This window comes from Microbacterium oxydans (assembly GCF_000956525.1).
GTDB lineage: Bacteria > Actinomycetota > Actinomycetes > Actinomycetales > Microbacteriaceae > Microbacterium > Microbacterium oxydans_A.
This window is the reverse complement of sequence record NZ_JYIW01000023.1, coordinates 181,242-206,515: the sequence shown is the minus strand read 5'-3', so window position 1 is coordinate 206,515 and position 25,274 is coordinate 181,242. Positions and strand designations below refer to the sequence as shown.

The window sequence follows — 25,274 nt, the reverse complement described above, 5'->3', positions numbered from 1 at the left end:
CGCAAGATGGGAATGCCGTTGCCAGAATCGACATCCAACGGCTACTATCGAGTCGCTTCAGACGGAGACCCGCTCTGCGTGCTTCGACCTACGCCCCGCCGAGCACCCGCTCATCCACCGCGTCGTCGTACCGCTCCTGCGATTCGCGCACATCGTCCACGTGCAACTCGGCCCACAGCCGCAGCGCCTGCAGTGGCTCGTGCAACGTGCGGCCGAGCGGGGTCAACCCGTAGCGGGCGTGGCCGTCATCGCCGGTCTCGCGCTGCAGCATCCCGTCACGCTCCAGAGCCCGGAGCGTGTCGACGAGCACCTTCTTCGTGATGCCCTCGACACGACCGTGCAGCTCGCCGAAGCGCATCGGCTGCTCGTGCAGCAGCACGACGATCATGGCGGTCCACTTGTTCGCGATCCGCGCGAGCGAGGCACGCGAGGGGCACTTGGCCGAGAACACGGTCCACTCGGTCGACATGCGCTGCCCTCTCGGTGACGTTGAAGTAACCAGCACCTGCTGGCGAACCTGGAAGCTCAGAGTATCGAGTCATCGAGGAGGAACAGCATGTCGGCAATCGACGTCGTTGGACAGTACGGAGCGGCCATGGCCGTCGGCGATATGGAGGCGCTCGCTGCGACCTTCCGGGCGGATGCCGTGTGGCACCAGCCCGGCACGAACCCGCTCTCGGGCGATCACGTGGGACCGGAGGCGATCATCGCTCACCTCGGCCGATTCATGCAGACGAGCGGGGGCACCTTCGCGCTCGAGACCGAGTCGGCGACCGAGGCCGGCGAGCTCGTCTCGACCACCGTGCGCTTCTCCGCTCAGCGTGAGGGGCGAGTCGACCTCGACCAGCACGGTATCGATGTGTTCCGCATCGCCGACGGCCGCATCGCCGAGGTCTGGCTCATCAGCGAGGACCAGGATGCAGAGGACCGGTTCTGGGGCGAAGCCTGACGGTTTCAGGGGTGCGGATGACTCGTTCGTCCGCCCCCTGACGCTGCTGCGCCGCCTGCCCCTAAGCTCGCACCATGATCGCCTCGTCCACGTTGCTCGCGTTCATCGCTGCGGCGTTCATCATGGTCGTGATCCCCGGACCGACCGTGCTGTTCACGATCGGTCGTTCGATCGCTCTCGGACGCCTGGGCGGGTTCCTCAGCATCATCGGCACCGCGGTCGGATCCGTCGTGCTCGTCCTCGGTGTCGCCCTCGGCGTCGGCACGGTCATCGCCCAATCGGTGGTCCTGTTCACGGTGGTGAAGGTGCTCGGCGCCGGATACCTGATCTTCCTCGGCATCCAGGCGATCCGTCATCGGAAAGACGCCGCCGCGACGATCGCGCACGCCGGCCAGGCACGCCCTGGATGGCGACTGCTGCTCGAGGGCTTCGTCGTGGGTGTCACCAACCCGAAGTCGATCGCGTTCTTCCTCGCGATCCTCCCCCAGTTCGTCGACCTGCACGCAGGATCCGTGCCGCTGCAGCTGTTCGTGCTCGGCTCGATCGTCGTGGTGATCGGCGTCACCTGCGACGCGGTGTGGGTGCTGCTCGCGAGTGCCGCTCGGAGCTGGTTCGGACGCTCGCCGCGCCGACTCTCCGCGATGTCGGCCACCGGAGGCGGCATGATGATCGGCCTCGGCGCCGTCCTGCTGCTGTGGAACGAGAAGCCCGCCACCTGACCGGTCTGGGCCTCACGCCAGGCGGGTCACCGGCTGACGCAGGATCGTGCGCCGCTTCGCAGGCTCCACGCGACGGACGTCGCTGAAGTAGACCTCGTGGTGGATGCCGCGCATCGCGAGCCCGTGCTCGGGGATGAACCGGTGATGCAGGTCGTCGAGCGTCGGACCCTCGTCGTCGAACGAACCGAGGTGCAGCGACTGCACACAGAGTCCCTCATCGAGGGTCTCCAGACGCACCGCGCCGAGGCTCGGTGAAGCATCCTTCTTCGCGGCGGCTCCGGCGAGCGCCCGCTCGAACATCTCCCGCGTGATGTGGTCGGGCACCATGATCATGAGCGTCCAGTGCCACGCGTGCTTGTCGCGCCGAGCAGTGAAGACATCCATATCCGGCGCGTGCCACAGGCCCTCCAGGGGCATCACGACGGTGTCGATCCCCAGTTCCCTGCGGGCGGCGAACTTCAAGCCGTACGCCACCGGATACAACGCCGTCACCGCATCCGCGAAGACCGCGGCGGTGTTCGGATCCCCGGCACCGTCCACCATCAGGTACTGCATCGGCGGCACCTCGACGATGCGGAACTCGTCGCGTTTCGCCCGATAAGCACCGAGCGTCTTCTTCAGGTCGATGGCCACGCGGTGCCTCCTCGGATCGTGCGTCTCAGTGTGCCAGAGGGTTCGGACAGCATCGCTACGCCGCCTCGACCGGGAGCCACAGCTCGCACGTCGCGTGCGTGCCGGTGAAGTCCAGGTATCGGACGATCGATGGGCCAGGACGCAGGCGCCACGGGTTCGATGGGAACCACTCCGTCGCCGTCGCCGCCCACAGCGTCTGCAGCGCGTCGGGGAACGGGCCCGTCGACGAGAACACCGCCCACGAGCCGGCATCGAGCCGGATCGTGTCGAGGTCGTCTGGAACCGGCGTGCTCGGCTGCACCGCTACGCCGTGCAGGTACGTCAGCTCAGTGCCCTCCGGCGCATCCGGATCGATGTCATCCGTGATGGCGAGGATGCCACGAGGTTCAGTGTCGTTGAGCGCCTTCAGGCGCGTGTGCTCCTTCGGAGCGATCGCGGCGATGTGCTGCTGGATGTGCGGGTTGACGCCCGCGTGGATGAGCGGGACGCGGGCGGCGTGGCCGGCGAGCACCAGCTCGGTGCGGTGGATGATGGTGACGTCCATCGGGCTGCTCCCTTCGACGCTCAGGCGGAACCGGAGCGTGGGTTGTGTTCGGAGAGGACCACCGTCTCGACGCGCGTCAGCCGGACTGATCCCGTGCACCGCACGGAACGCTCGGCCGAACGCCTCACCCGAGCCGTACCCATGGCGCACTGCCACGTCGAGCAGGTTCGGGGCTCCCCCGACGAGTTCGGCTGCAGCGAGCGTCATCCGACGACGACGCACGTACTCCGACAGCGGCATTCCAGCGAGCGACGAGAACATCCGGCGCAGGTGATACTCGGTCGTGCCGTGGTCGCAGGCGAATGCGACGACATCGATCTCCTCTGACGCGTCGCGCTCGACGAGGTCGACCAGTGCGTTGAGCGTGCCGATCATGCGGTCCTCCTTTTCCCTCCATCCTCCGCGCGGGCGCCTCCCACCATCCGATCATCCTGACCCGATGCGATCGGGTCAGCACCTGATCACAGCGCGATCCCAGGTATGTGAACGGCGGAGACTTAGTCTCGAAGACTGGACCGCTTCTGGGGAGGGCGAATCATGAAGGTCAACGATGTGATTGTCGGAGCACCGCTGCACGCACCGGCGCTCGCCGACATGGAGGATCCGTTCCTCGATCCGAGCCTGTTGCACGACGCGCAGATCACGCGTGTCGTCGTCGACGTGCTGGCTGGAACCGTCGGCATCCTGCTCGAACTCCGCCAGACTCCGCACCTCCGAGCGAACACCGGGGTGATCCGCGTGACCGGTGTCGCCCAGCAGAACTGGATCTGCACCTCGGTCGCGAACGAGTTCACCGCCTGGTCGATCTCGGGCGCGACGGTGCACAGCGCGCCGACCGAATTCCAGCTGACCGTCCAGTGCCTGCCCACCGGCATGCTCCGCGTCGTCGGCACCTCGGCGGAGTTCATCCTGCTGGATGCGGGCACGCTCGACGCCGCACCGCCCGACTACCGCGCCGATTCGCGAGAGCTCATCCGCTTCGGAATCGCCGACCAGAACACCGACTGCGAGGTCGTCGGCGTCGCCCGCTCGGCCCGGGTCGGCGCGCTCTGACCTCGCTGCGTCGTCGGCTCAGCGCTGGAAGGCGCCGAGGGCTTCGTCGATGATGTCGAGCCCGCGGGTCGCATCCTCGGCGGTGATCACGCACGGCGGCACCACGTGGATGCGGTTGTCGGCGAAGAACGGCAGCAGACCCCGCGAAAGCAGGTCGCCCTTCAGTGCACCGATCGACGCTGCGGCGAGGGGCGCCCTGGTGTCGCGGTCCTCGACGAGCTCGACCGCCCAGAACACGCCGCTGCCCCGCACCTCGCCGATCAGCTCATGCCGCGCGGCGAGCTGCTCGAGGCGCGGACCGATGACCTCGGCGCCGATGCGCTTGGCGTTCTCGACGATGCCTTCCTCACGCATGGCGTTGATCGTCGCGACCACGCTGGCCGCCGCGAGCGGGTGGCCTGAATAGGTGAGGCCACCGGGGAAGACCCGCTCATCGAAGTGGTGCGCGACTTCCGACGAGATGATCACACCGCCGATCGGCACGTAGCCGGAGTTCACGCCCTTCGCGAAGGTGATGAGGTCGGGGCGCACATCGAACGCGTCGAGCGCGAGCCACTGCCCGGTGCGACCGAAGCCGGCCATCACCTCGTCGAGGATCAGCAGGATGCCGTAGCGGTCGGCGATCGCACGCACGCCGGCCAGGTAGCCGGGCGGCGGGGTCAGGATGCCGGCGGTGCCCGGGATCGTCTCGAGCAGGATCGCAGCGATACTGTCTGCACCCTCGGCCTGCACCACGCGCTCGAGGTGGTGCAGTGCGCGCGCGGACTCCTCCTCCGGGCTCGTCGCCCAGAACTCGGAGCGGTAGAGGTACGGGCCGAAGAAGTGCACGTGGCCACGCGAGTATTCGTTGGGCACTCGGCGCCAGTCGCCCGTCGCGACCACGGCGGCACCCGTGTTGCCATGGTACGAACGGTAGGTCGAGAGCACCTTGTCCCGCCCAGTGAACAGGCGGGCCATGCGGATCGCGTTCTCGTTCGCGTCGGCGCCGCCGTTGGTGAAGAACACCTTCTCGAAGCCATCCGGCGCGATGTCGACGATGAGCTGGGCCGCCTCGGCACGCACGGCATTCGCGTGAGCGGGGGCCACCGTCGTCAGGATCTCGGCCTGCGCCTGGATGGCGGCGACGACCTTCGGATGCTGGTGCCCGATGTTCACGTTGACGAGCTGGCTCGAGAAGTCGAGGTAGCGGTTGCCTTCGGCATCCCACACCGTCGTGCCGGATCCGCCGGCGAGCGGCAGCGGCGCGAGCGAACCCTGCGCCGACCACGAGTGGAAGACGCGCGAGCGGTCGGCGTTCGACACCTCGGCGTTGGTGAGGGCGGAGGCAGCGGAGGGCGTGGTGGTCGTCATGGGGGTCCTTCGGGTCTGCGGCGTATGCCGATCCTCTCAGCACCTGCATCCGCAGCCAAGCGACAGTTCGTACAGTGCCGCTCGGCTTGACGGACAGAACGGCAGTCGGCGAGGATGCGAGGATGCCTGCCACCCTTCGCGCCCTGATCGACGACGACCGGTTCGATCTGCGCCCGGTCAGCGACGTCGACGAGGCAGTGCTCGCGCATCCGCTGCTGTGGGCGCACTCCTCCGACCTGCCGGATCCGACGCCCTGGATCAGCGCTGATGGGCTGCTCCTCACCGACGGCGTGCAGTTCGGCGGAGACGACCCGACACCAGCAGCCCCCTACGTGCAGCGGCTCGTCGAGCATGGCGTCATCGCACTCGGCTTCGCGACCGGCATCGTGCACGAGCGCATCCCGGCTGCACTGTCGGATGCTGCGGTGCTGCACGGCCTTCCGCTGTTCGAGGTGCCGCGGCGCACCCCGTTCATGGGGATCATCCGCTTCGTCTCCGACGCGGTCGCCGACGACGACCGGCAGATGCTCGAGACCTCGCTGCGCGCGCAACGGTCGGTCGCGCGGGCGGCGCTGCGCCCTGACGGGCTCTCGGAGATCCTGCGCGAACTCGAGCGGAACCTGGAGTGCTGGGTGGCGCTGTTCGACGCCTCGGGTGCACGCGTGCGGGTGCCGACCCGGCGCGAGATCCCGGATGCGCTGGCCCCCGAGGTCGACGCCGCCGTCGCGCGGATGCTGGCCAGAGGACGCACGGCGGCGGAGCGGATCAGCCTCGCCGCAGCTGTGGGCGAGACCGCAGGCGAGGTCACGCTGCAGACCCTCGGGCAGCAGAGCGACCTGCGCGGCATCCTCGCGGTCGGCACCGGGACCGGCGCGCTCGACCGTGCCCGCGCCGACCTGGTCGAGGCCGTCATCGCGCTGGCGAGCATCGCGCTCGAGCAGAGCCGCACGCTCGACGACGCCAGGCGGCGGCTGCGATCGGGCGTGCTCGAATTGCTGATCGCCGGGGTCACCGGCGTCGCCCAGCGCACGGTCGAGCATCTGTGGGGACCGCTGCCCGCCGACCCGATCCGCATCGGGTTCATCGCGCCGCCGGACGACGAGGGCGGCGCGCATTCCCTGCATTCGGCGCTGGAGCTCATCGCCGGCGAACGGCAGGGGGCGCTGTTCTTCGCTGAGCACGCGCACCGGATCGTCACGGTGACGCCTGCCGACGACCGCGACGACCTCCTCGGCCTGCTCGCACGACATCGGGCCCTCGCCGGGTTCTCGGCGGCCACCACCTGGGAGCACTTCACCGAGGCGATGTCAGAGGCACAGACGACGCTCGCACGGGCGACGCCGGCGCAGCCCGTCAACGACTTCGACGAACTCGCACACGCGGGCCTGCTCGGACATCTGGAGCGCACGCGCGCGCATGACATTGCACGACGGATGCTGCTGCCGCTGCACGAGGCATCCGCGCCGGTCGATCTGCGCCGCACGCTGGAGGTGTGGCTGGAGCACAACGGGGCGTGGGATCCGGCGGCGAAGGCCCTCGGCATCCACCGTCACACCCTCCGCGCCCGCGTGGATGCCGCGAGCGCGCTGCTCGATCTGAACCTCGACACGTTCGCGGCGCGCGCCGAGGTGTGGTCGGCGCTGCAGCTCACGCGCGCCTGAGCATCCCGCCTCGCCTCGCTCCGCCCCGTCCCACCGCACCCCGTCGAGCCACCCCCTTCTCGCCGACCCGGCCCCTTGCGCGCGTTCGCAAGGGGCCGGGTCGCGCACAAGGGGCCGGGTCGGCAGGAAGGAGGGGGCAGGAAGGAGGGGGGCAGGAAGGAGAGAGGGTCAGCTGTTCTGCGGGAACCCGAGGTTGATGCCGCCGTGCGAGGAGTCATTGCGCGTCGCGGGGTCGATCCACCGCGACGTGACCGCCTTCTCGCGGGTGAAGAAGTCGAAGCCGTGCACACCGTAGGCCTTCGCATCGCCGAAGAGCGACTTCTTCCAGCCGCCGAACGAGTGGTACGCGACCGGCACCGGGATCGGCACGTTGATGCCGATCATGCCGACCTGCACCTCGTTCTGGAAGCGGCGAGCCGCTCCCCCGTCGTTCGTGAAGATCGCGGTGCCGTTGCCGAACTCGCCAGAGTTGATCAACGCGAGGCCCTCGTCGTACGACTCGACCCGCACGACCGAGAGCACCGGGCCGAAGATCTCCTCCGTGTACGCGCGTGAGGTCGTCGGCAGCCCGTCGATCAGGGTCGGTCCGAAGAAGAAACCGTCCTCATGCCCGTCGACCGTGAAGCCGCGGCCGTCGACGACGATCTTCGCGCCGTCGGCCTCGGCGATGTCGACGTAACCCGACACCTTGTCGCGGTGCACGTCGGTGATGAGCGGCCCCATGTCGGGCTCGACACCGTCCACGCCGGCACCATTGCCGATCTTCAATGCTGCGATGCGATCGGTGATTTTCGCGATCAGATCGTCTGCGACGGGCTCGACCGCGAGCACGACCGAGATCGCCATGCAGCGCTCACCGGCCGCACCGAAGCCGGCGTTGACCGCCTGGTCGGCGACGAGATCGAGGTCGGCATCCGGCAGAACAAGCATGTGGTTCTTCGCGCCGCCGAGCGCCTGCACGCGCTTGCCGTTGCGCGACGCGGTCTCATAGATGTACTGCGCGATCGGCGTTGAGCCGACGAACGAGATCGACTGCACGACGGGCGACTCGAGCAGCCCGTCGACCGCGAGCTTGTCACCCTGCAGCACCGTGAAGACGCCATCGGGGAGACCCGCATCCTGCCACGCCCTGGCCAGCCAGAGCGCGGCAGACGGATCCTTCTCGGACGGCTTGAGGATGACCGCATTGCCGGCGGCGATCGCGATCGGCACGAACCACAGCGGCACCATCACCGGGAAGTTGAAGGGCGAGATCACGCCGACCACGCCGAGCGGCTGCTTCAGCGAGTAGACATCGATGCCAGAGGAGGCATTCTCGCTGAACGCTCCCTTGATGAGGTGCGGGAACCCGGTCGCGAGCTCGACGACCTCCTGGCCGCGCAGGATCTCACCCATCGCATCGGAGACGACCTTGCCGTGCTCAGAGGTCACGAGCTCGGCGAGTTCACCCTTGCGTGCGTTCAGGATCTCCCGGAACGCGAACAGCACCGATTGGCGCTTCGCGATCGAGTAGCCGGACCAGACCCGGAAACCGGCGTCGGCCGAAGCGATCGCCGCGTCGATCTCAGCCTGATCCGCGAGCGCGACGTGCGCCTGGACAGCGCCGGTCGCCGGGTTGTAGACCTGGGCGGTGCGGCCGCTGGTCGACGGACGCTCTGCGCCGTCGATCCAGTGCGAGACGACGGGAAGAGCCGAGTCCGTGGCGGGCGCGGCGGCGGAGTCAGTGATGGTCATGCTTCACCTCGGAGATCGGGGGACGGATGCCACCAGTAAACCAATCCATGGCGACGGATGCTCGTGCCAGTACGTCCCTCAGCCATCCACGCGGTGGACGATCCGGCAGTCGCTAGGGCAGCCTCAAACATTCAGGCGCCTGGCTCAGAGGCCATCCCACCAGATCGCAACCTGAATGGCCGCACGCGCGACGTGCCCTCTCGCGCGGATCTGGAGCAGCGCGACGTGGAGGTACGTCGATTCGAGATTGGGGACGAGCGCGGCCAACAGGCGCGCTCGTGCGGCAGCAACAAGAGGGACGAGCTCACGCTCTGACATCCGACGAATCCCGGATCTGCGCCACCGGCCGCATCTGGTTCAGAGCAAGGATCGCTTGGTCCAGGACGATTGCCCGCGGGACGCCCTGCAACCCATTGCGCATGACCCACGCGTCGATCGCATCACCCAACCCAACCATCAGATCGCGAACAGGATCAGGGGACGAATCCTGAGCCTGCGCTCGGTCCTCATCAACGTGCGCCACGAGCACATTCAGCGCCATCTGAGTCGCACCAGTGCTTTCCACTGACGTCATCGCTGGCAGGGCGTGATCTCCGGACGCCCCGGGCCCGACGAGACTCCTCTGACTTTTCTCGTCGGGCGCCGCGGGGCGGCCGAACGACCAACGGCTAGCGTCGCGCATATGCCTCGACCACCCGGATGTTGTACTGAGAGAGACGGAACATGTGCTCCAGCGCGAATTCGAGCGCCTTCCCAGACAGGCTGCCCCCATCAACCAAGCGCTGGGTGACGATGATCTCTTCGATCGATGCGCGCGCGAGGTTGGCGTTCCCCTGAATCCGGAGGAGCGCATGAACTTCTTCCAGGCGAGTCCTGAGAACCTCCATCTCGGACTTCCGCACCTCGCGCGATCCTCTGTATGTCGAGATCACCGCGGCGAGCGCGGTGCCGACAGCCTGGATCGAGCCGGCGATCACAATTTCCTGTGCCATCGAACACTCCTCTTCGCGTGCTGCAACCAACTCCGATGCATCGACTATGCGGGCATCCAATGAGGCTGTCAACCTTCAGATACCCGCCACAAGGACTTCTGCTGTCACCCACATGGACATTGGCGAGTGTTGAGAGACTCACTTAGTCATAGACTGCCCATCACAACCGCGGGCGATCCGCCCCGGGGCGAAGAAAAGTCCAGGAGGACCGATGAAGTGTTACTACTGTGACTCGGATACCCGCGTCGTGAAAACTCGAGAAATCGCCAACGGATACGGGATCACGAGGACCAGAGAGTGCGAAGGCAGGCCGCAGCATCGGTTCAACACGAAAGAAAGCGCACCGGTAAGCCAAGACCTTCGGAGTGTGGCGGTTCGACGATCGGGAGATAGTTCACTCGCCAGGGGCCTGTTCGATCCGCAGCGATTGCAAGTCGACATCGCAAGCGGGGTCATGAGCCGTCTCTCGATGACCGAGGTCAGCGAGGTGGTCGAGGACACCATGGCCGCCCTGGAGCGCGCAGGCTCCTTCCACCCGTTGAATCCGGATGAAGAACTGACGCAACGGCGCGCGGTCGGCTGGCTGTGGGATCACCAGATCGCCGAGCAAGTCGAACAGCAGTTGCGAAAGCGCGATCGCATGGCCGTCGTTCTTTATGCGCTTTCTACACGCGGTCGACGCGACCGTCGCGGCAGAGAGGGCTGGAGTGACGCCCACCAGGTACTCGCATGGCTCGCCGACAGATATCCGACTCTGCCTGAGATGCCCACTGTGGCCGTCGCCGGTCTGCAAGGTCAGGTCTGGCGACATCCAGGAGCTGCAGCCCCGCTTCCTCGACGGGTACTGAAGCGCAGCAGGACGGAGAAGCCCCGCGGACGGGAGCGCCCCTTCGACTACGACCAGTTCAAGCGGAGCATCCGTCTCGCGATTGTCGGACGATTCCCTGAGCCGGAGCGCGACCGCCAAGTCGATCTGATCGCGGAATGGGTGATGTGGGGGTTCGTTGGACAAGACGTCATTCTCACCAGCCAGCTGGCATCGGCGGTGCTGGATTGCCTGAGACGAGTCGATGACGTCGCTTACCTGCGGTGGGCAAGCCTCGTGAAAGCGATTGAGTCAGTGTCTGAGTTCGCACATGAAGCAAGGGGACTCGTGCTGTATCCGAGCCCTCCCCTGCATCTCGAAGGCGCCATCCGAGTCGGACGCGAAGCCGGCGATCGCGCGGCTGCGGCCCTCGCGGAGGTTGCTGAGTAGCACGGGCCGAAACCTTGCTTCTGATCAGGTACTCTCCGCGGACACGAGGGGATTTGACCCCCTGGTCCCCGTGAGGGGACTCCACCTTCGCGGGCGTTGATCAGCGCTTTAGCGGGAAGGCCTATTCGTGTCATGGTCTGAAGCGTGCTTGCGGGGTGCCGCGCTCTTGCCATCATGACATCAGGCCTCCGTCGAGTCGAGGTTCTGCACGAGCTTCTGAGAAACCTGGCGCTAACCCTGGATTATGACGGGTACCCGTTTGGCCTCCGCGAGCCGATCGTGAGCGCGCTGGCGGCTCGAGACGGGTTGCCGCCGAGCGTTCCTCCCGGTGTCACACAGTTCCACGAAGGCCTCGCTCGATCCTGGGTGCAGCGCATCGGGCGACATGACGACATCATCGCTCCCGCGTTGGTCCCAATGAAGCTCATGTGCCACTCACGGACCATGCCCATGAGATCTCTCTGGGGTTCGCCTCCGGCAAGGCACCAGAGGAGTATCTATTCACCACGGTGACCGGCCTCCGACTCCGCATGAATCTATTCCGCCGATACAACATCCTGGGCGGCAACTGCGGGCGGACGCAGAGTCCACATGCTTCGCCACTACGCCGCATCGCAGTGGCTTCGAGCAGGGATCTCTTTGAACCAGGTCGCTGCTTGGCTGGGAGACGCCCCCCGCACTGTGTTGCGTGTGTATGCGCATGTAATGGGCGAACAGCAGGACCGCGAGTCCCTCGCTCTGCTCAACAACCACGAGAGGTCGGGCCTCTCTCAAGACGCTCACACAACAGAAAGGCGCCCGCTCCCTTCGAGAAGAAGGAATCAAGCGCCTGATTTCTGCGGAGACGAGGGGATTTGAACCCCTGGTCCCCGTGAGGGGACTCCACCTTAGCAGGGTGGTGCACTCGGCCGGACTATGCGACGTCTCCAGGCATCCGGCCCGAAAGCACGGATGCACCTGATCATCATAACGGGTCGTGGGAGCAACGACGAACTGGGCGTTCGAACCCGGCTCAGGCGTCGAGGAGGCGCGCGGTGGCGGTGGCCATGTGCACGGCCATGGCGGATGCCGCGGCATCCGCATCGCCCGCTCGGACCGCGGCCAGCACGGCGTCGTGCTCTGCGACCGCCTGCTCGGCGTGCGCCGGGTCGTGCACCGCACGATCCGCGTACACCTGCAGCAGCGAGCGCACGACGTGCACATGATCGGTGAGCGTCTCGTTGCCTGCGGCCTCGGCCAGCGCGTGGTGGAAGTCGAGGTCGGCCTTCGCGAATGCCCCGAGCTCGTCGATGCTGTCACGCATCCGCACGACGCTGCGTTCGAGTCTGGCGATGATCGCATCGTCGGCGCGCGCCGCCGCCAGCCTGGCGACGAAGATCTCCAGCCCTTCTCGTAGCTCGAGCAGTTGGGCGGTGTTCCGTTCGCCGATCAGCAGGCCCCACCGCAACGTCTGCGGCAGCAGTTCGCTCGCCGCTCCTCGCAGGTAGGTCCCGGATCCGGGACGAACGTCGACGATCCCGAGGATCTCGAGCGCCGCGAGGGCTTCGCGCACAGCGGAGCGCCCGACGCCGAGGGCTGCTGACAGCTGTCGCTCCGGGGGAAGCCGCGTGCCGGCGGGCACCGACCCTCCGGTGAAGAGGTCGAGCAGGCGGCGGGCGACCTCCGACGCGGGCGCACCGGACGGGACCGCGCCGAGCGCGGCCGCGATGTCGTCTGTCGGTTCGCCGGAGAAAGCGGGCATGCGTCCCAACCTACCGGCCCGAACGTCGGATCACGGCTTGCAATTGGTCAACCGGTTCGCCAATATAGACACCGACCCCCGATGGAGGAGCAGGTCTCATGACTCGACTGTGGAACGATCCCGCGGATTTCGCGGACGAGATGATCGACGGATTCGTCGCCGCGAACGAGCGATCCGTGCGCCGCGTACCCGGCGGCGTGATCCGCAGCACCGTCGTCCCCGATGGGCAGGTCGCCGTCGTGATCGGCGGTGGGTCCGGTCACTACCCCGCGTTCAGCGGACTCGTCGGCCAGGGCCTGGCGCACGGCGCCGCCATGGGCAACCTCTTCGCCTCGCCCTCGACGCAGCAGGTGCATTCGGTCGCCACGGCCGTGGACCGCGGCGCCGGCGTCTTCCTGAGCTACGGCAACTACGCCGGCGACGTGCTCAACTTCGACGCGGCCCAGGCGCGGCTCCGCGACGAGGGCATCGCCTGCGAGACGGTCGTCGTGACCGACGACATCTTCAGCGCACCGCCGTCCGAGCGGCATCGACGCCGCGGCATCGCCGGCGACCTCACCGTCTTCCGCATCGCGGCCGCCGCCGCAGAGGCCGGGTACGACCTCGCCGGGGTGACACGCATCGCGTCGCTGGCCAACGAACGGACACGATCCTTCGGCGTCGCCTTCACCGGCTGCACACTGCCCGGTGCACGGCAGCCCCTCTTCACGGTTCCGGCCGGGCGCATGGCGATCGGCCTCGGCATCCACGGCGAACCGGGCATCGAGGAGACAGACATCCCGACCGCGGATGAACTCGCCGATCTGCTCGTCGAGAAGCTGCTCGCCGAGATCCCGGAATCCGTCGACATCGCCGGTGCGCGCGTCGTACCGATCCTCAACGGCCTCGGATCGCTCAAGTACGAGGAGATGTTCGTCGTCTACCGGCGGATCTCCGAGCGCCTGACCGATGCAGGGCTCGTGCTCGTCGACCCGCACGTGGGTGAGTACTGCACGTCGTTCGACATGGCCGGCACCTCGCTCACGCTGTTCTGGCTCGATGACGAGCTCGAGTCCCTCTGGGAGACCCCGGTCGACACCCCCGCGTATCGCCGTGGGTCGGTCGCAGCCGCCGCACGCGCCGAGGTGGCGGCGTCATCCGTCGTCACCGCCGAAGCGATCGAGCGGGGCGACGACGACTCCGTCGAGGTGGCCGCACTGATCCGCTCCGCCCTGCAGGTGATCGTCGACGTGGTCGATGCGAACGTCGACGAACTCGGCCGGATCGACGCGATCGCCGGCGACGGCGACCACGGCATCGGGATGCAGCGCGGATCGCACGCCGCGCTGGCCGCCGGCTCGGCTGCAGCGGATGCCGGCGCCGGCGCCCAGACCGTGCTCGCGCACGCTGCGGATGCCTGGGCCGACAAGGCCGGCGGCACCTCGGGGCTGCTCTGGGGCGTGATCCTGAACGCACTCGCGATGCAGCTCGGCGACGCAGGGCGACCGACTGCGAGCGCCGTCGCCGCCGGGGTCACCGCTGCCGCACGGGGCGTGCACGACTACGGCAAGGCCGAGGTCGGCGACAAGACGCTGGTCGATGCACTCGTGCCGTTCTCGACCGAGCTCGCCGGTGCGATCGACGCCGGCGCCGCGTTCACGGATGCCTGGACGCGCGCCGCCGCTGCCGCCACCAGTGCCGCTGCCGCCACCTCCGACCTGCTGCCGCGTCTGGGCCGCGCCCGCACGCACGGCGCGCACAGCCTCGGCACCCCCGACCCGGGTGCCGTCAGCCTCTCCCTCATCGTGACCGCCATCGGCGACCTGCTCACCTCGACATCGACCGCCCCGAAAGCGAGCCATCATGCCTGAACCTCTCCGTCTCGTGATCGGATCCGACGACGCGGGCTTCGACTACAAGGAGATCCTGAAGAAGGACCTCGAAGGAAGCGACGCCGTCGCGAGCCTCGTCGACGTCGGTGTCGACGGTGACGGACACACCGCCTATCCCCGCGTCGCGATCGCTGCAGCCGAGCTCGTCGCCCGCGGCGAGGCCGACCGTGCACTGCTGTTCTGCGGCACCGGCCTCGGCGTTGCGATCGCCGCGAACAAGGTCGCCGGTATCCGCGCCGTCACCGCGCACGACTCGTTCTCGGTCGAGCGCGCAGTGCTGTCGAACAACGCCCAGGTGCTCACGATGGGCCAGCGCGTGGTCGGCATCGAGCTCGCTCGACGCCTGGTGCGCGAGTGGCTCGGCTACCGCTTCGACGAGTCGAGCGCGAGCGCCGAGAAGGTCGCCGTGATCGACGAGTACGAGACCACCGGCCAGTGCTGATGACAGGACCACACGCATGACCGTCACCGTCGGGGTGAGCCTGAAGATGTACTTCGGGCACGAGCGCGCCATCGCGTGGTTCGCTGACGTCGCAGACCGCGTGCGCGCACACGACGCCGTCATGTCGGGCGCAGTCGAACTGTTCATCACCCCGACGTATCTGCAGGTCATCCCGGCGCTGCAGGCGTTCGCCAGCACCCCCGTGCGCATCGGCGGGCAGGATGCCGCGGCCGAGGTATCGGGCGCGTTCACGGGTGAGGTTTCCGCTGCCGAGCTCGCGGAGGTCGGCGCATCGATCGCCGAGATCGGGCATGCCGAGCGCCGCCGACTCTTCGCCGAGACGGATGCCGTCGTCGCGGCCAAGACCCGCACAGCGCTCGCGAGCGGGCTCACTCCCCTGCTCTGCATCGGCGAGACCGAACAGCAGGACGCGTCGGATGCCGCGGCCGTCGCGGTGTCGCAGCTGCGCTCCGCCCTCGAAGGCGCCGGCCCCGGAGCCGTCATCGTGGCCTACGAGCCGGTCTGGGCGATCGGCGCCCCCGAGCCGGCAGGGCACGACCACATCCGGGTCGTCGCCCTGGCACTGCGCGCCGCGATCGATGCGGACTCCGACCGTGCGGGTTCGGCCGTCATCTACGGCGGGGCTGCCGGTCCTGGACTCATCACGGCGCTCGGCGATGACGTCGACGGCGTGTTCCTCGGTCGGTTCGCGCACGACCCGGATGCCCTGGTGAGCGTGTTGGACGAGGCGGCGGCGGCGGCCCTTCGACAGGCTCAGGGACCCATTCGGGGAACCGTCGAGGGAACCGCTCAGGGACCCATTCGGGGGACCGTCGAGGGGACCGCTCAGGGATCCAGTGGGGGGACCGCGTGATCGGGCTCGGCACGTATGCGTACTTCTGGCAGCACTCCGACCGGGCGCCCGCGCCGATGAGTCTGATCGACGCCTTCGAAGACACCCGCGAGCAGGGCGTCCAACTCTTCCAGATCTGCGACTACGCACCGCTGGAGACCATGAGCGACGCCGAGCTGCGCGATGCGGCGAGCGCGGCCAGCGACCTCGGCGTCACGATCGAGCTCGGCACGAAGGGCATCGTGCCCGAGCACCTCACCCGGTTCCTGCATCTCGCCGAGGTGTTCGACGCCCGGCTCGTGCGGAGCATGCTGTTCGGACCGGACAGCCGGCCTTCGCTCGCCGAGTCGGAGCATTTGCTGCGCAGCGGCATCCGTGCCTATGAGTCCGCCGGTGTGACGCTCGCCCTCGAGACATACGAGCAGGTGGCGACGGCCGACCTCATCGAGGTGATCGAGCGCGTCGGCAGTCCGAGCCTGGGCATCTGCCTCGACCCGGCGAACGTCGTCGCCCGCCTCGAGAACCCCCGCACCTGCATCGAGCAGACGGCGACGATCACGAAGAACGTGCACGTGAAGGACTTCGCCTTCGCCCGCCAGCCCGGCTGGGTCGGCTTCACCTACTCCGGCACCGCGATGGGCAGCGGATTGCACGACTACGACCACCTGCTGGCGACCGTGCGTCCGCGCGAGCGCGGCATCAACGAGATCGTCGAGCACTGGCTGCCCTGGCAGGACGACGCCGAGACCACCATCCGAACCGAGCGGGAATGGACCCGCATCACCCTGGAACATCTGAGGAGCACACCATGAGCGATACTTCGACAAGCTCAGCAACCCACTCGACAGGCTCAGCAACCCACTCGACAGGCTCAGCAACCCATTCGACGGGCTCAGCACCCGCCTACAAGATCGCCGTCATCGGCGCGGGCGGCAAGATGGGCATGCGCGTCTCGAACAACCTCGTGAAGACCGATCACACGGTCTGGTACGTCGAGAACTCGCCGGCCGGCCAGCAGCGCACGATCGACGCCGGACGCGAACTGACGGATGCCGCAGTCGCGGTCGCGGATGCCGACATCGTCGTGCTCGCCGTGCCCGACCTCGCCCTCGGCCCGGTGACCGCAGAGCTCGTGCCGCAGCTGCGTGCGGGCGCGATCGTGCTGACCCTCGACCCTGCCGCCGCCTACGCCGGACTGCTCGCGACCCGCGACGACGTCATCCAGGCCGTCGCCCACCCGTGCCACCCGTCGATCTTCCTGCAGCGCGAGACGCCGGAGCAGTGGGCGGACACCTTCGGGGGCATCGCTGCCCCGCAGGACGCGATCGCCGCGATCGAGAGCGACGACCCGGCCAAGCGGGCGATCGTCGAGGAGACCGTCCGAGCGATCTACGCCCCGGTCATCGACGTGCACTGGGTCACGATCAAGCAGCTCGCGCAGCTCGAGCCCACGCTCGTCGAGACGGTCGCGTGCATGATCGGCGCACTGCTCAACGAGGCGTTGCACGAGACCGTGACCACGATGGGCGTGCCGGAGGCGGCTGCCCGCAGCATCCTCTACGGCCACACGCAGGTCGCCCTCGCGAACGGCCTCCGCGGCGATAACCCGTTCTCGGACGCCTGCCTGATCGCCATGGACTATGGCCGTGAGAGCATCATCAAAGACGACTGGAAGAAGATCTTCCAGGATGATGAGCTCGACAAGAACCTCGCCAGGATGCTGCACCTCGAGCACATCGAGCGTTGAGATGGCAGGACTCCGAGAGGACCCGCGATGACGTGGAGGCGCCAGGAGCGCGACCAGCGGATGCTCGGAACCTGGAGCTTCGAGCGACGGGACGACGAGATCGCCGACCTGCGATTCGGCGGGCGGCGCGTGCTGCGCAGCATCCGTCCGGTGGTGCGCGACGGCGACTGGAACACGGTTCCGCTCGTCGTCGACTCGGTGGCCGCCGATGGCACTGCGACTGAGCTCGCGGTGCGGTCGGAGGTGTTCGCTGGGACCCTGCGCATCGAGCTCGACGATGCCGCGCTGCTCGTCACGCTCGACCTCGTCGCAGCGCGCGACGTCGACACGAACCGCACCGGGCTGATCGTGCTGCATCCGCCGCAGCTCGCAGGACACGACCTGGCGGTGGGGCACCCTGACGGGACCACCGAGACGACCCGGCTCACCGCCGAGATCAGCGCGCACCAGCCGGTGTTCGACATCGCATCGCTGGGCTGGACCGACGACGGCGTGCAGGTGCACGTCGAGTTCACCGGCGACGTCTTCGAGATGGAAGACCAGCGCAACTGGACGGATGCCTCGTTCAAGACGTACAGCCGCCCGCTCTCGCTGCCGTTCCCGTATCGCGTCGCGGCGGGCGAGCACGTCGTGCAGTCGCTGCGGATCAGCGCGGTCCCGGTCGAGGCCGACGTGGCAGCGGATGCTCCAGCCGAGACCGCGATCACCCTGCATCCCGCCGGTCGCTTCCCCTCGATCGGGGTCGCCGCGTCATCGGCGCCGGACCCCGCGCCGGTCGTCGAATCGCTCGGCTCGAGCCTGCTCGTCGAAACCGACCTCGCCGGTGTCGACTGGCGCGCGGCGCTCGAACGGGCCGTATCCTCCGGCCTGCCGCTCGATGTGCGCTTCGTGCTCGATCCCGCTGCCCCTGAGAAGGTCGCCGAGGCCGTCGCCGCACTCGACGGCGTCGAGGTCGTCAGGGCCAGCGCGTTCCACCAGGTCGGCGGCGCCAGGCACGTGTCCGACGTCGAGGCGATCGACCTGTTGCGGCGAGCGCTCGCGGATCATGGACGCTCGCTGCCGGTGATCGGTGGCAGCCGTTCGCACTTCACCGAGCTGAACCGCGAGCTGCATCGGCTTCCGGCCGACCTCGACGGCCTGGCGGTCACGGTCACGCCACTGTTCCACAGCGCCGACACCGAACAGCTCGTGGAGTCGGTCGCGATGCAGCGGCTCGTCGCCCAGGAGACCGTCGCACGCGCCGCCGGCCGACCGGTGCACATCGGTCCGATCGCCCTTCGACCGAGGTTCAACGACGTCGCCGCTGCGCCACAGCCGCTCTCGCCGCACCCCGATCTCCGCGACGGCTACGGCCCGGAGTTCACCGGTATGGACGACAGTCGACAGTCCGCGCCAGAGCTCGCCGCCTGGACCGTCGCGAGCGCTGCCGCACTGGCCGTGCCCGGTGTTGACTCGATCGCGTGGTTCGAGGAATGGGGACCCCGCGGCATCCGCGACGCCGATGGCACCCCGCTTCCGGTGGCGGACGCACTCCGACAGCTCGCCGCGCTCGCCGACATCGACGACGCGGTGCTGCTCACCGGCCCGAGCCCGGACGGGCTCGTCTGGGCGATCGGCGCCCGCTCCGACTCCCACGACGACGTCCTGCTCGCGAACATCGACGAGGCGCCCCGCTCGGTGACACTCGTCACTCCGGCCGGACGCGCGACCGTATCGCTCGCCGCCGACTCCGTCACCCGCATCCGTCTCACCACCCCGCCTGAGGAACAGACCCCGTGATCGACACCTGGAAGAACGACCTCCGCACGCACGTCATCGAGCACGCGATGCAGATGACCCGTGAACCCTCAGGGGTGCTCACGCATCCGTACACGGTGCCGAGCTCCCCCGACTCCCCCTACTACTCCAACGCGCTGTGGGATTGGGACTCCTGGTTCATCAGCGTCGTGCTCGGCCAGGTCGAGCTCGAGACGGGCGAGACCGGACGCTTCGGCACGTACGAGGAGGGGACGATCCGCAACTTCCTCGAGCACACCGACGAGGACGGCGTGATGCCGCTGCTGCTGAAGCCCGAGGGACCGCTGCTGCACGGCGACCCGAGCCGCGCCGCCGGGTTCTCCCAGAACATGCACAAGCCGGTGATCGTGCAGCAGGCCGCACTCCTGGTCCGTCGACGGGGCAGCGCGGAGTGGATCCGCGACGGCATCCCCGTGCTCCAGCGCTTCCTGGAGCGCTACCTCGAGAGCCACCTCCACGCCGAGACCGGGTTGGCCTACTGGCAGACCGACTTCGCGGTCGGCGTCGACAACGATCCGTCCGTCTACTACCGGCCCGACCGCAGCACCGCCTCGATCTACCTGAACTCGCTGCTGTACCGCGAGCTGCTGGCGTTCGGCTCGCTGCTCGAAGACCTCGACCGCCTCGCCGAGGCGAACGTCTGGCGCGGACGAGCGCAGGATCTGGCGGATGCCGTCAACACGCACCTCTGGGACGAGCGCGACGGCACCTACTACAGCGCCGACCTCGCCTTCCGTGAGATCGACGGTGAGGACTGGCTGCACAGCGGCGCACCGCGGTCGTGGTCGTCGCTGCTGCTGCGCGTCGACAACTGGTCGAGCTTCCTGCCGCTGTGGGCGGGGATCGCCTCGCAGGACCAGGCCGAACGGATGCGCGAGCGGCTGCAGGAGACCCGCACGTTCCGGGCGAACTTCGGGGTGCGCACCCTGTCGCGGCTCGAGAAGCCGTACAACCTGCGGGCCTCGAACAACCCCTCGAACTGGCTCGGACCGGTGTGGGGCATCAGCAACTATCTGGTGTTCCGCGGGCTGCAGAAGTACGGCTTCGCGGATGACGCCCGCGAGCTCGCCGAGCAGACGGTCGAGCTGTTCGGCCGCGACCTCGCCACGACCGGCTGCCTGCACGAGTTCTACAACCCGGATACGGGCGAGCCGATCATGACCAGGAACTTCCAGAACTGGAACTTCCTCGTGCTGAACATGATCGCCTTCCTCGACGGCCGACCGGTGGTCGCGGAGTTCTGATCACCGTCGTCTGACCATGCCGTCGGCGATCGCGGTTCCCTCTCTCGCGCTGTCGAAGACGTCGGGGCGCGGTTTCGGCTGGTGCGCGACCCGTGTCGTGCAGTCAGCCGGCAGCGTTGGCGCAACTGCCGAAGCCACTCGTTTCGGCGTGCGATCCATGCTCCCCACACGCTCTCGAAGGCTCCGGCTGTGGAATGCGTAGCATCGACACTGTGGACCACAACGAGATCGTGCGACTCTACGGACCGTGGAATCCGCGCACGGTCATTGACGTGATTGAGCTTTTCGAGGGCTACCCCGGCCGGTGGTGGATCGCTGGTGGGTGGGCTATCGAGGCGTTCACCGGCGTGTCTCGACCTCACAGCGATATTGACCCGAGCATCCCTCGTTCCGACGCAAACCGGCTGCGCGCGCACGTCGTCGACCGCCTGGACGTATGGGCGGCAAACCAAGGCGACCTGCTCCCTCTTGCCAACCCGGACAGGCCGGTTCCGGACACCTGCAGCAATCTGTGGTTACGGCCCAACGGCGCGACTCCTTGGGAGTACGACGTCATTCTGATGGATGCCACCCCGGCGCTATGGACCTACAAGCGAGACCCGAGGGTCACACTCCCTTTCGACAAAATTCTCTGGTCGCAGGCAGGCGTGGAGTACTTGCGTCCGGAAATCCAGCTACTCCATAAAGCTCCGGGACTTCGGCCGCAGGATCGGTTGGACTTCGATGCCGCTCGTTCATCCATGAGTGACGAAGCCTCGGCGTGGCTTCGATGCGCACTGGAGACCGCCCACCCTGGTCACCCGTGGATCGAGGAACTCGTACGATCTCGTTGACGAGCGCCGGACTCGCAGGCAGCAGTTGGGTGATGGGTCTTCCGTAAACGCCTGCCGAAAGCCGATTCCGCTCGGCGTCTCGGAGACCCAAACCGAGCCTGATCTGTCGCACGCCGTTGACGATCGTTTACGGCATGCCTTCCCCGCACGATGCCGGCATCGTTCGGGAGCGGCCGCAACGGTGCCGCTGAAGCAGGATCAGGCCGTGGAGTCGCGGGCCACGAGCTCCGGCTGGAAGACGATGTGCTCCGGTTCTCGCTCCGGGTCGGCACTGTGCTCGAGCAGGAGTCGCAGCGCCGTCTCACCCATGAGCCCGCTCGGCTGGCGAACCGATGACAGCGGCACGGCAGCGGCGGCCGCGAAGTCGATGTCGTCGAAGCCGATCAGTGCGACATCCTGCGGCACGCGGATGCCGTGGGTCAGCAGCCCCTGCAGCACGCCGAGGGCGACCAGGTCGTTCGCGCAGAACATCGCGTCCGGTCGATCGGCTGCGGCCATCGCGGCGACCTGGTCGCCGGCGGTCCGGCCCGCATCGACCGTGGATGCCGCTGACGGCAGCGTCTGCAGCTCGGCATCCGTGACCTCGCCGACGGCGCGGCGCGCCCCCCTGCGTCGATCGTCGACCTGGCGCATGTCGAGCGGCCCGCCGACGAACAGCAGGCGTCGGTGACCGGAGTCGAGCAGGTGCCGAGCGGCGAGATACCCGCCGAGCTCGTCATCGACCGAGACGCTGCTGAACTGCTCGTCGGCACTGCGACGGTCGACCAGGACCGCCGGAATGCCGCGCTGCTTCATCTGCCGGAGCCTCGGGCCGACCTCCTGGTACGGCGAGAGCAGGATGCCGCGCACCCGCTGCTGCTCGAACAGATCGATGTGCCGTGCCTCCTGCGCGATGTCCTCGTCACTGTTGGCGAGCACGACGGAGAGGCCGTGTCTGGCCGCCTCACGCTCGGCCCCGCGCGCGAGTTCCGTGAAGAACGGGTTGCGCACGTCGAGCACGACCAGCCCGACCATGAGGCTGCGCCCTGCTCGCAGCTGCCTGGCCGCGTCGTTGCGCACGTAGCCGAGCTCGGCGATCGCCTCGTGCACGCGTCGCACCGAGTCCTCCTTGACCCGGTCGACGTGGTTCAGCACGTTCGACACCGTGCCGACCGAGACGCCGGCGCGGTCGGCGACGTCGCGGATGCTCGCCGCCACGGTCAGCGCCGCCTGGTGCTGGCGCGCACGACGAGCTCCGGCTCGAAGACGCGACGCGGTTCGTCGATCACGCGGCCGCCGATCGTGTCGAACAGCAGGTCGACGACCGCGATGCCGAAGCCCTCGTGGCGGCCCTTGACCGTGGTGAGCGGGATCAGCGAGGCCTCCGCGAACTCGATGTCGTCGTAGCCGACGATGGAGGTCGTGCCAGGCACGTCGACGCCGCCGGCGACGAGCGCGTTCATGATGCCGAGCGCGAGCAGGTCGTTCGCGGCGAAGATGCCGTCCGGCATCATCTCCGGCGGACGGGAGAGCAGCGCGGCACCGACCCGCCGACCACCACGAACGGTGCGGTCGGGTTCATCGATCACTTCGAGCGTCGCGGCACCGAACTCCCGGACGACCTCGCCGGCACCGGCCAGACGGGCGGACACCTGCGGGATGTCGAGCGGACCACCCACGAACAGCAGGCGCCGACTCCCCACGTCGAGCAGGTGGCGCATGGCCTGTCGACCACCGGAGACCTCGTCGAGCGAGACCGAGGGCTGCTCATCGGACTGGGCGTGCTGGCCGACCAGCACCGATGGCGTGCCACGGCGCCGCACCTGGGCGAGGCGGTCTTCCACGGGTACGTGCGATGACATCAGCAGACCCTGCACGCGGTACTGCTCGAACAGCTCGATGTAGGTGTTCTCGCGATCACGGTTGCGGTGCGAGTTCGCCAGGAAGACCGTGATGCCGAGCTCGCTCGCTCGTAGCTCCACGCTCTCGGCGATCTCGGCGAAGTAGGGGTTGCTGACGTCCGGCGCGATGTAGCCGATCGCACTGCTGACGCCGAGCCGCAGCTGACGGCCCGCGTTGCTGGGGACGAAGCCGAGCGAGTCGATGGCGGCGCTGATGCGCTGCGCCTTGTCGTCGGAGACCCGGTCGGGGTGGTTCAGGAAGTTCGAGACGGTGCCGACTGCGACGCCGGAGAGCACCGCCACATCGCGGATTCCGACACGGGCCATGCGCGGACTCCTTCGATTCTGTGGACGATCTGTCACTTTACCTGCTCCGCTCCGGCAGGCCGCCTTCGCCGCACGCGCCCGATCGCGCCTCGCCCCGGGACGTCGTTCCCGCGGTCGGCGGCTCGGCGTCGCCGACGATGCCCGCGAGAGATTGTGACGTTTCAATAGCCATGCGATCATCCTGGCCCATCTCGGCGCCCCGCGCCTCGCCTGTGCGCAGATATTCTTGGCAGTATCCGTTTGACACCCCACCCATCACGCTCTACCATCAGTTTTGAAACGTCTCAATAACGGGATGCCACTTTCAAGGAGGAAATGTGTTCACAGCAGAACGGCGGCGCCTTCGCAAGCCGCTCCTCAGCGTTGCCGCTCTGGCCAGCGCCGGGGTTCTCGTCCTTTCCGGTTGCACGAGCGACGGCGGCGGCGGATCCAGCGCTTCGAGCTTCGAGTTCCTGAAGAACTCCGAGAACACCACGACGCAGCCCGTCCTCGAGGCACTCGGCGCCGACGCCTGCGCCGCAGAGGAGAAGGCGATGCCGCTCGAGGTCAACTCGGTGCCGCAGGCCGACCTCGACGCACAGGTGCAGCTCCTCGCCACCCAGGACGAACTGCCGCAGATGTTCTCCGCCGGCGGCAACCCCTCGGAGGGCGCCAAGCTCGCCAAGGGCGGCTACCTCGTCGACTTCGACGCAAAGCTCACCGAGCTCGGCGTCCGGGACAAGATCGCCGAAGGCGCGGTCTCCACGATCAAGAAGCTCTACGGCGGCGAGTTCAACTTCCTGCCGTACCAGTACAACATCGAAGGCATCTGGTACAACAAGCAGATCTTCGAAGAGCAGGGCTGGGACGTCCCCGAGACCTGGGACGACCTGACCACGATCGCCGGCGAGGCCAAGGCAGCCGGCTACACCCCGTTCACGGCATCCGGTGAGCAGGGCTGGCCCATCACCCGCCTGATCAGCACCTACCTCTTCCGCAGCGTCGGCGACGACGCGCTCGAGAAGGTCGCATCCGGCGACGCCAAGCTGACCGACCCCGAATACGTCGCGGCCGCGCAGGCCATCGCCGACCTCGGAGCCGAGGGCTACTTCGACCAGAACGTCACCTCGCTCGACATCGACAGCTCGTACAACGAGTTCCTCACCGGCAAGGCCGCCATGATCTACATGGGCAGCTGGATCCTCGGCAACATCAACGGCGACGGCAACCAGATCGGCGCCGACAATGTCGGGTTCTTCAACTTCCCCGCGGTCGAGGGCGGCAAGGGCACGCCCGACGCATACCCCTCGAACGTCGGCCTGCCGGCGACCATGAGCGCCGCGGCCTCCGACGAGGGCACGGATGCCTGGCTCGGCTGCATCGCAGAGAACTACGGCAACGAGGCGCTCAAGCAGGGCCAGATCACCGGCTTCATCGCCGATGACGCGGTCGAACTGCCGGCGATCTCGCAGACCGTCGCGGATGAGATCGCGACCAGCACCGACAGCGTGCTGTGGTTCGAGGCGCTCTTCAACGCCAAGGCGAGCAGCGTCTCGTCGACCAACGCGGCACTGCTGGTCACCGGCGGCCTCTCCGCCGAGGAGTTCATGGGCCTCGTCCAGGACGCCCTCGACCAGGGCTGATCCCGTCCGGTCCCGCGCGCTCCACCA

At 67.8% G+C, this 25,274-nt stretch carries 24 protein-coding genes, 1 tRNA gene and 1 pseudogene; 15 read left to right on the top strand and 11 right to left on the bottom strand.

Annotated features, from left to right (window positions below; translation table 11 throughout):
* Positions 1-88: 88 nt before the first annotated feature.
* Positions 89-469, bottom strand: coding sequence for a winged helix-turn-helix transcriptional regulator (locus tag RS83_RS08385; RefSeq protein ID WP_045279044.1), 381 nt, complete (start codon positions 467-469; stop codon positions 89-91).
* Between the two features lie 87 nt (positions 470-556).
* Between RS83_RS08385 and RS83_RS08380 the strand changes: the two genes are divergently transcribed.
* Positions 557-949, top strand: a complete 393-nt coding sequence (locus RS83_RS08380; RefSeq protein WP_045279043.1) for a nuclear transport factor 2 family protein — start codon at positions 557-559, stop codon at positions 947-949.
* A gap of 74 nt (positions 950-1,023) precedes the next feature.
* Entirely contained in the window at positions 1,024-1,668 is a 645-nt protein-coding gene (locus RS83_RS08375; protein WP_045279042.1) for a LysE family translocator, read from the top strand.
* A 12-nt stretch (positions 1,669-1,680) separates the two neighbouring features.
* Here the strand turns inward: RS83_RS08375 and RS83_RS08370 are convergent, their stop codons facing one another.
* The gene (locus RS83_RS08370; protein WP_045279041.1) at positions 1,681-2,301 is read right to left on the bottom strand and encodes a GyrI-like domain-containing protein; all 621 of its coding nucleotides are present in this window, start codon (positions 2,299-2,301) and stop codon (positions 1,681-1,683) included.
* 55 nt (positions 2,302-2,356) lie between these two features.
* A complete protein-coding gene (locus RS83_RS08365; protein WP_045279040.1) occupies positions 2,357-3,220 on the bottom strand; it encodes an AraC family transcriptional regulator in 864 nt (287 codons plus the stop codon).
* 162 nt (positions 3,221-3,382) lie between these two features.
* Between RS83_RS08365 and RS83_RS08360 the strand changes: the two genes are divergently transcribed.
* Complete coding sequence (locus RS83_RS08360) at positions 3,383-3,898, top strand: hypothetical protein (protein ID WP_045279039.1); 516 nt, start codon at positions 3,383-3,385, stop codon at positions 3,896-3,898.
* Between the two features lie 18 nt (positions 3,899-3,916).
* Here the strand turns inward: RS83_RS08360 and RS83_RS08355 are convergent, their stop codons facing one another.
* The gene (locus tag RS83_RS08355) at positions 3,917-5,248 is read right to left on the bottom strand and encodes an aspartate aminotransferase family protein (protein WP_045279038.1); all 1,332 of its coding nucleotides are present in this window, start codon (positions 5,246-5,248) and stop codon (positions 3,917-3,919) included.
* A gap of 122 nt (positions 5,249-5,370) precedes the next feature.
* Between RS83_RS08355 and RS83_RS08350 the strand changes: the two genes are divergently transcribed.
* On the top strand, positions 5,371-6,909 hold the full coding sequence (locus RS83_RS08350) for a PucR family transcriptional regulator (protein WP_045279037.1): 1,539 nt from the start codon (positions 5,371-5,373) through the stop codon (positions 6,907-6,909).
* A 168-nt stretch (positions 6,910-7,077) separates the two neighbouring features.
* Here RS83_RS08350 and RS83_RS08345 read toward each other — a convergent pair whose 3' ends face one another.
* The 3 genes from RS83_RS08345 to RS83_RS08335 all read right to left on the bottom strand — a co-directional run bounded on the left by RS83_RS08345 (position 7,078) and on the right by RS83_RS08335 (position 9,635).
* A complete protein-coding gene (locus tag RS83_RS08345; RefSeq protein ID WP_045279036.1) occupies positions 7,078-8,643 on the bottom strand; it encodes a CoA-acylating methylmalonate-semialdehyde dehydrogenase in 1,566 nt (521 codons plus the stop codon).
* A gap of 304 nt (positions 8,644-8,947) precedes the next feature.
* The gene (locus RS83_RS18765) at positions 8,948-9,184 is read right to left on the bottom strand and encodes a hypothetical protein (RefSeq protein ID WP_156153159.1); all 237 of its coding nucleotides are present in this window, start codon (positions 9,182-9,184) and stop codon (positions 8,948-8,950) included.
* 127 nt (positions 9,185-9,311) lie between these two features.
* On the bottom strand, positions 9,312-9,635 hold the full coding sequence (locus RS83_RS08335; protein WP_045279034.1) for a hypothetical protein: 324 nt from the start codon (positions 9,633-9,635) through the stop codon (positions 9,312-9,314).
* 211 nt (positions 9,636-9,846) lie between these two features.
* Between RS83_RS08335 and RS83_RS19245 the strand changes: the two are divergent.
* A pseudogene (locus RS83_RS19245) lies at positions 9,847-9,960 on the top strand (hypothetical protein); the annotation flags it as partial.
* A 129-nt stretch (positions 9,961-10,089) separates the two neighbouring features.
* Complete coding sequence (locus RS83_RS18760) at positions 10,090-10,890, top strand: hypothetical protein (RefSeq protein ID WP_156153158.1); 801 nt, start codon at positions 10,090-10,092, stop codon at positions 10,888-10,890.
* An 839-nt stretch (positions 10,891-11,729) separates the two neighbouring features.
* Here the strand turns inward: RS83_RS18760 and RS83_RS08325 are convergent.
* A tRNA-Ser gene (locus tag RS83_RS08325) sits at positions 11,730-11,818 on the bottom strand.
* A gap of 84 nt (positions 11,819-11,902) precedes the next feature.
* Positions 11,903-12,631, bottom strand: a complete 729-nt coding sequence (locus RS83_RS08320; RefSeq protein ID WP_045279032.1) for a FadR/GntR family transcriptional regulator — start codon at positions 12,629-12,631, stop codon at positions 11,903-11,905.
* Between the two features lie 98 nt (positions 12,632-12,729).
* Here RS83_RS08320 and RS83_RS08315 point away from each other — a divergent pair, with 98 nt between their 5' ends.
* The 8 genes from RS83_RS08315 (at position 12,730) to RS83_RS08280 (ending at position 21,418) form a co-directional block, all read left to right on the top strand.
* Positions 12,730-14,481: a dihydroxyacetone kinase family protein gene (locus RS83_RS08315; protein WP_045279031.1), complete on the top strand. Its 1,752-nt coding sequence runs from the start codon at positions 12,730-12,732 to the stop codon at positions 14,479-14,481.
* Positions 14,474-14,944: a ribose-5-phosphate isomerase gene (locus RS83_RS08310; RefSeq protein WP_045279030.1), complete on the top strand. Its 471-nt coding sequence runs from the start codon at positions 14,474-14,476 to the stop codon at positions 14,942-14,944. Before RS83_RS08315 ends, RS83_RS08310 begins: the two co-directional genes overlap by 8 nt.
* Before the next feature lie 16 nt (positions 14,945-14,960).
* Entirely contained in the window at positions 14,961-15,818 is an 858-nt protein-coding gene (locus tag RS83_RS08305; RefSeq protein WP_082071582.1) for a triose-phosphate isomerase family protein, read from the top strand.
* Complete coding sequence (locus RS83_RS08300) at positions 15,815-16,609, top strand: sugar phosphate isomerase/epimerase family protein (RefSeq protein ID WP_045279029.1); 795 nt, start codon at positions 15,815-15,817, stop codon at positions 16,607-16,609. The genes RS83_RS08305 and RS83_RS08300 overlap by 4 nt, the downstream gene beginning before the upstream one ends.
* Complete coding sequence (locus RS83_RS08295) at positions 16,606-17,544, top strand: phosphogluconate dehydrogenase C-terminal domain-containing protein (protein WP_269429882.1); 939 nt, start codon at positions 16,606-16,608, stop codon at positions 17,542-17,544. Before RS83_RS08300 ends, RS83_RS08295 begins: the two co-directional genes overlap by 4 nt.
* 27 nt (positions 17,545-17,571) lie before the next feature.
* The gene (locus tag RS83_RS08290; RefSeq protein ID WP_045279028.1) at positions 17,572-19,323 is read left to right on the top strand and encodes a hypothetical protein; all 1,752 of its coding nucleotides are present in this window, start codon (positions 17,572-17,574) and stop codon (positions 19,321-19,323) included.
* Positions 19,320-20,585: an MGH1-like glycoside hydrolase domain-containing protein gene (locus tag RS83_RS08285; RefSeq protein ID WP_052678997.1), complete on the top strand. Its 1,266-nt coding sequence runs from the start codon at positions 19,320-19,322 to the stop codon at positions 20,583-20,585. Before RS83_RS08290 ends, RS83_RS08285 begins: the two co-directional genes overlap by 4 nt.
* Before the next feature lie 212 nt (positions 20,586-20,797).
* A complete protein-coding gene (locus RS83_RS08280) occupies positions 20,798-21,418 on the top strand; it encodes a nucleotidyltransferase domain-containing protein (protein ID WP_045279086.1) in 621 nt (206 codons plus the stop codon).
* Between the two features lie 198 nt (positions 21,419-21,616).
* Here RS83_RS08280 and RS83_RS08275 read toward each other — a convergent pair whose 3' ends face one another.
* Both RS83_RS08275 and RS83_RS08270 read right to left on the bottom strand, forming a co-directional pair.
* Positions 21,617-22,621: a LacI family DNA-binding transcriptional regulator gene (locus RS83_RS08275; protein ID WP_419760976.1), complete on the bottom strand. Its 1,005-nt coding sequence runs from the start codon at positions 22,619-22,621 to the stop codon at positions 21,617-21,619.
* Positions 22,618-23,625, bottom strand: coding sequence for a LacI family DNA-binding transcriptional regulator (locus RS83_RS08270; protein ID WP_045279026.1), 1,008 nt, complete (start codon positions 23,623-23,625; stop codon positions 22,618-22,620). Before RS83_RS08270 ends, RS83_RS08275 begins: the two co-directional genes overlap by 4 nt.
* A 317-nt stretch (positions 23,626-23,942) precedes the next feature.
* Here RS83_RS08270 and RS83_RS08260 point away from each other — a divergent pair, with 317 nt between their 5' ends.
* The gene (locus RS83_RS08260; RefSeq protein WP_052678995.1) at positions 23,943-25,247 is read left to right on the top strand and encodes an ABC transporter substrate-binding protein; all 1,305 of its coding nucleotides are present in this window, start codon (positions 23,943-23,945) and stop codon (positions 25,245-25,247) included.
* Positions 25,248-25,274 lie beyond the last annotated feature (27 nt).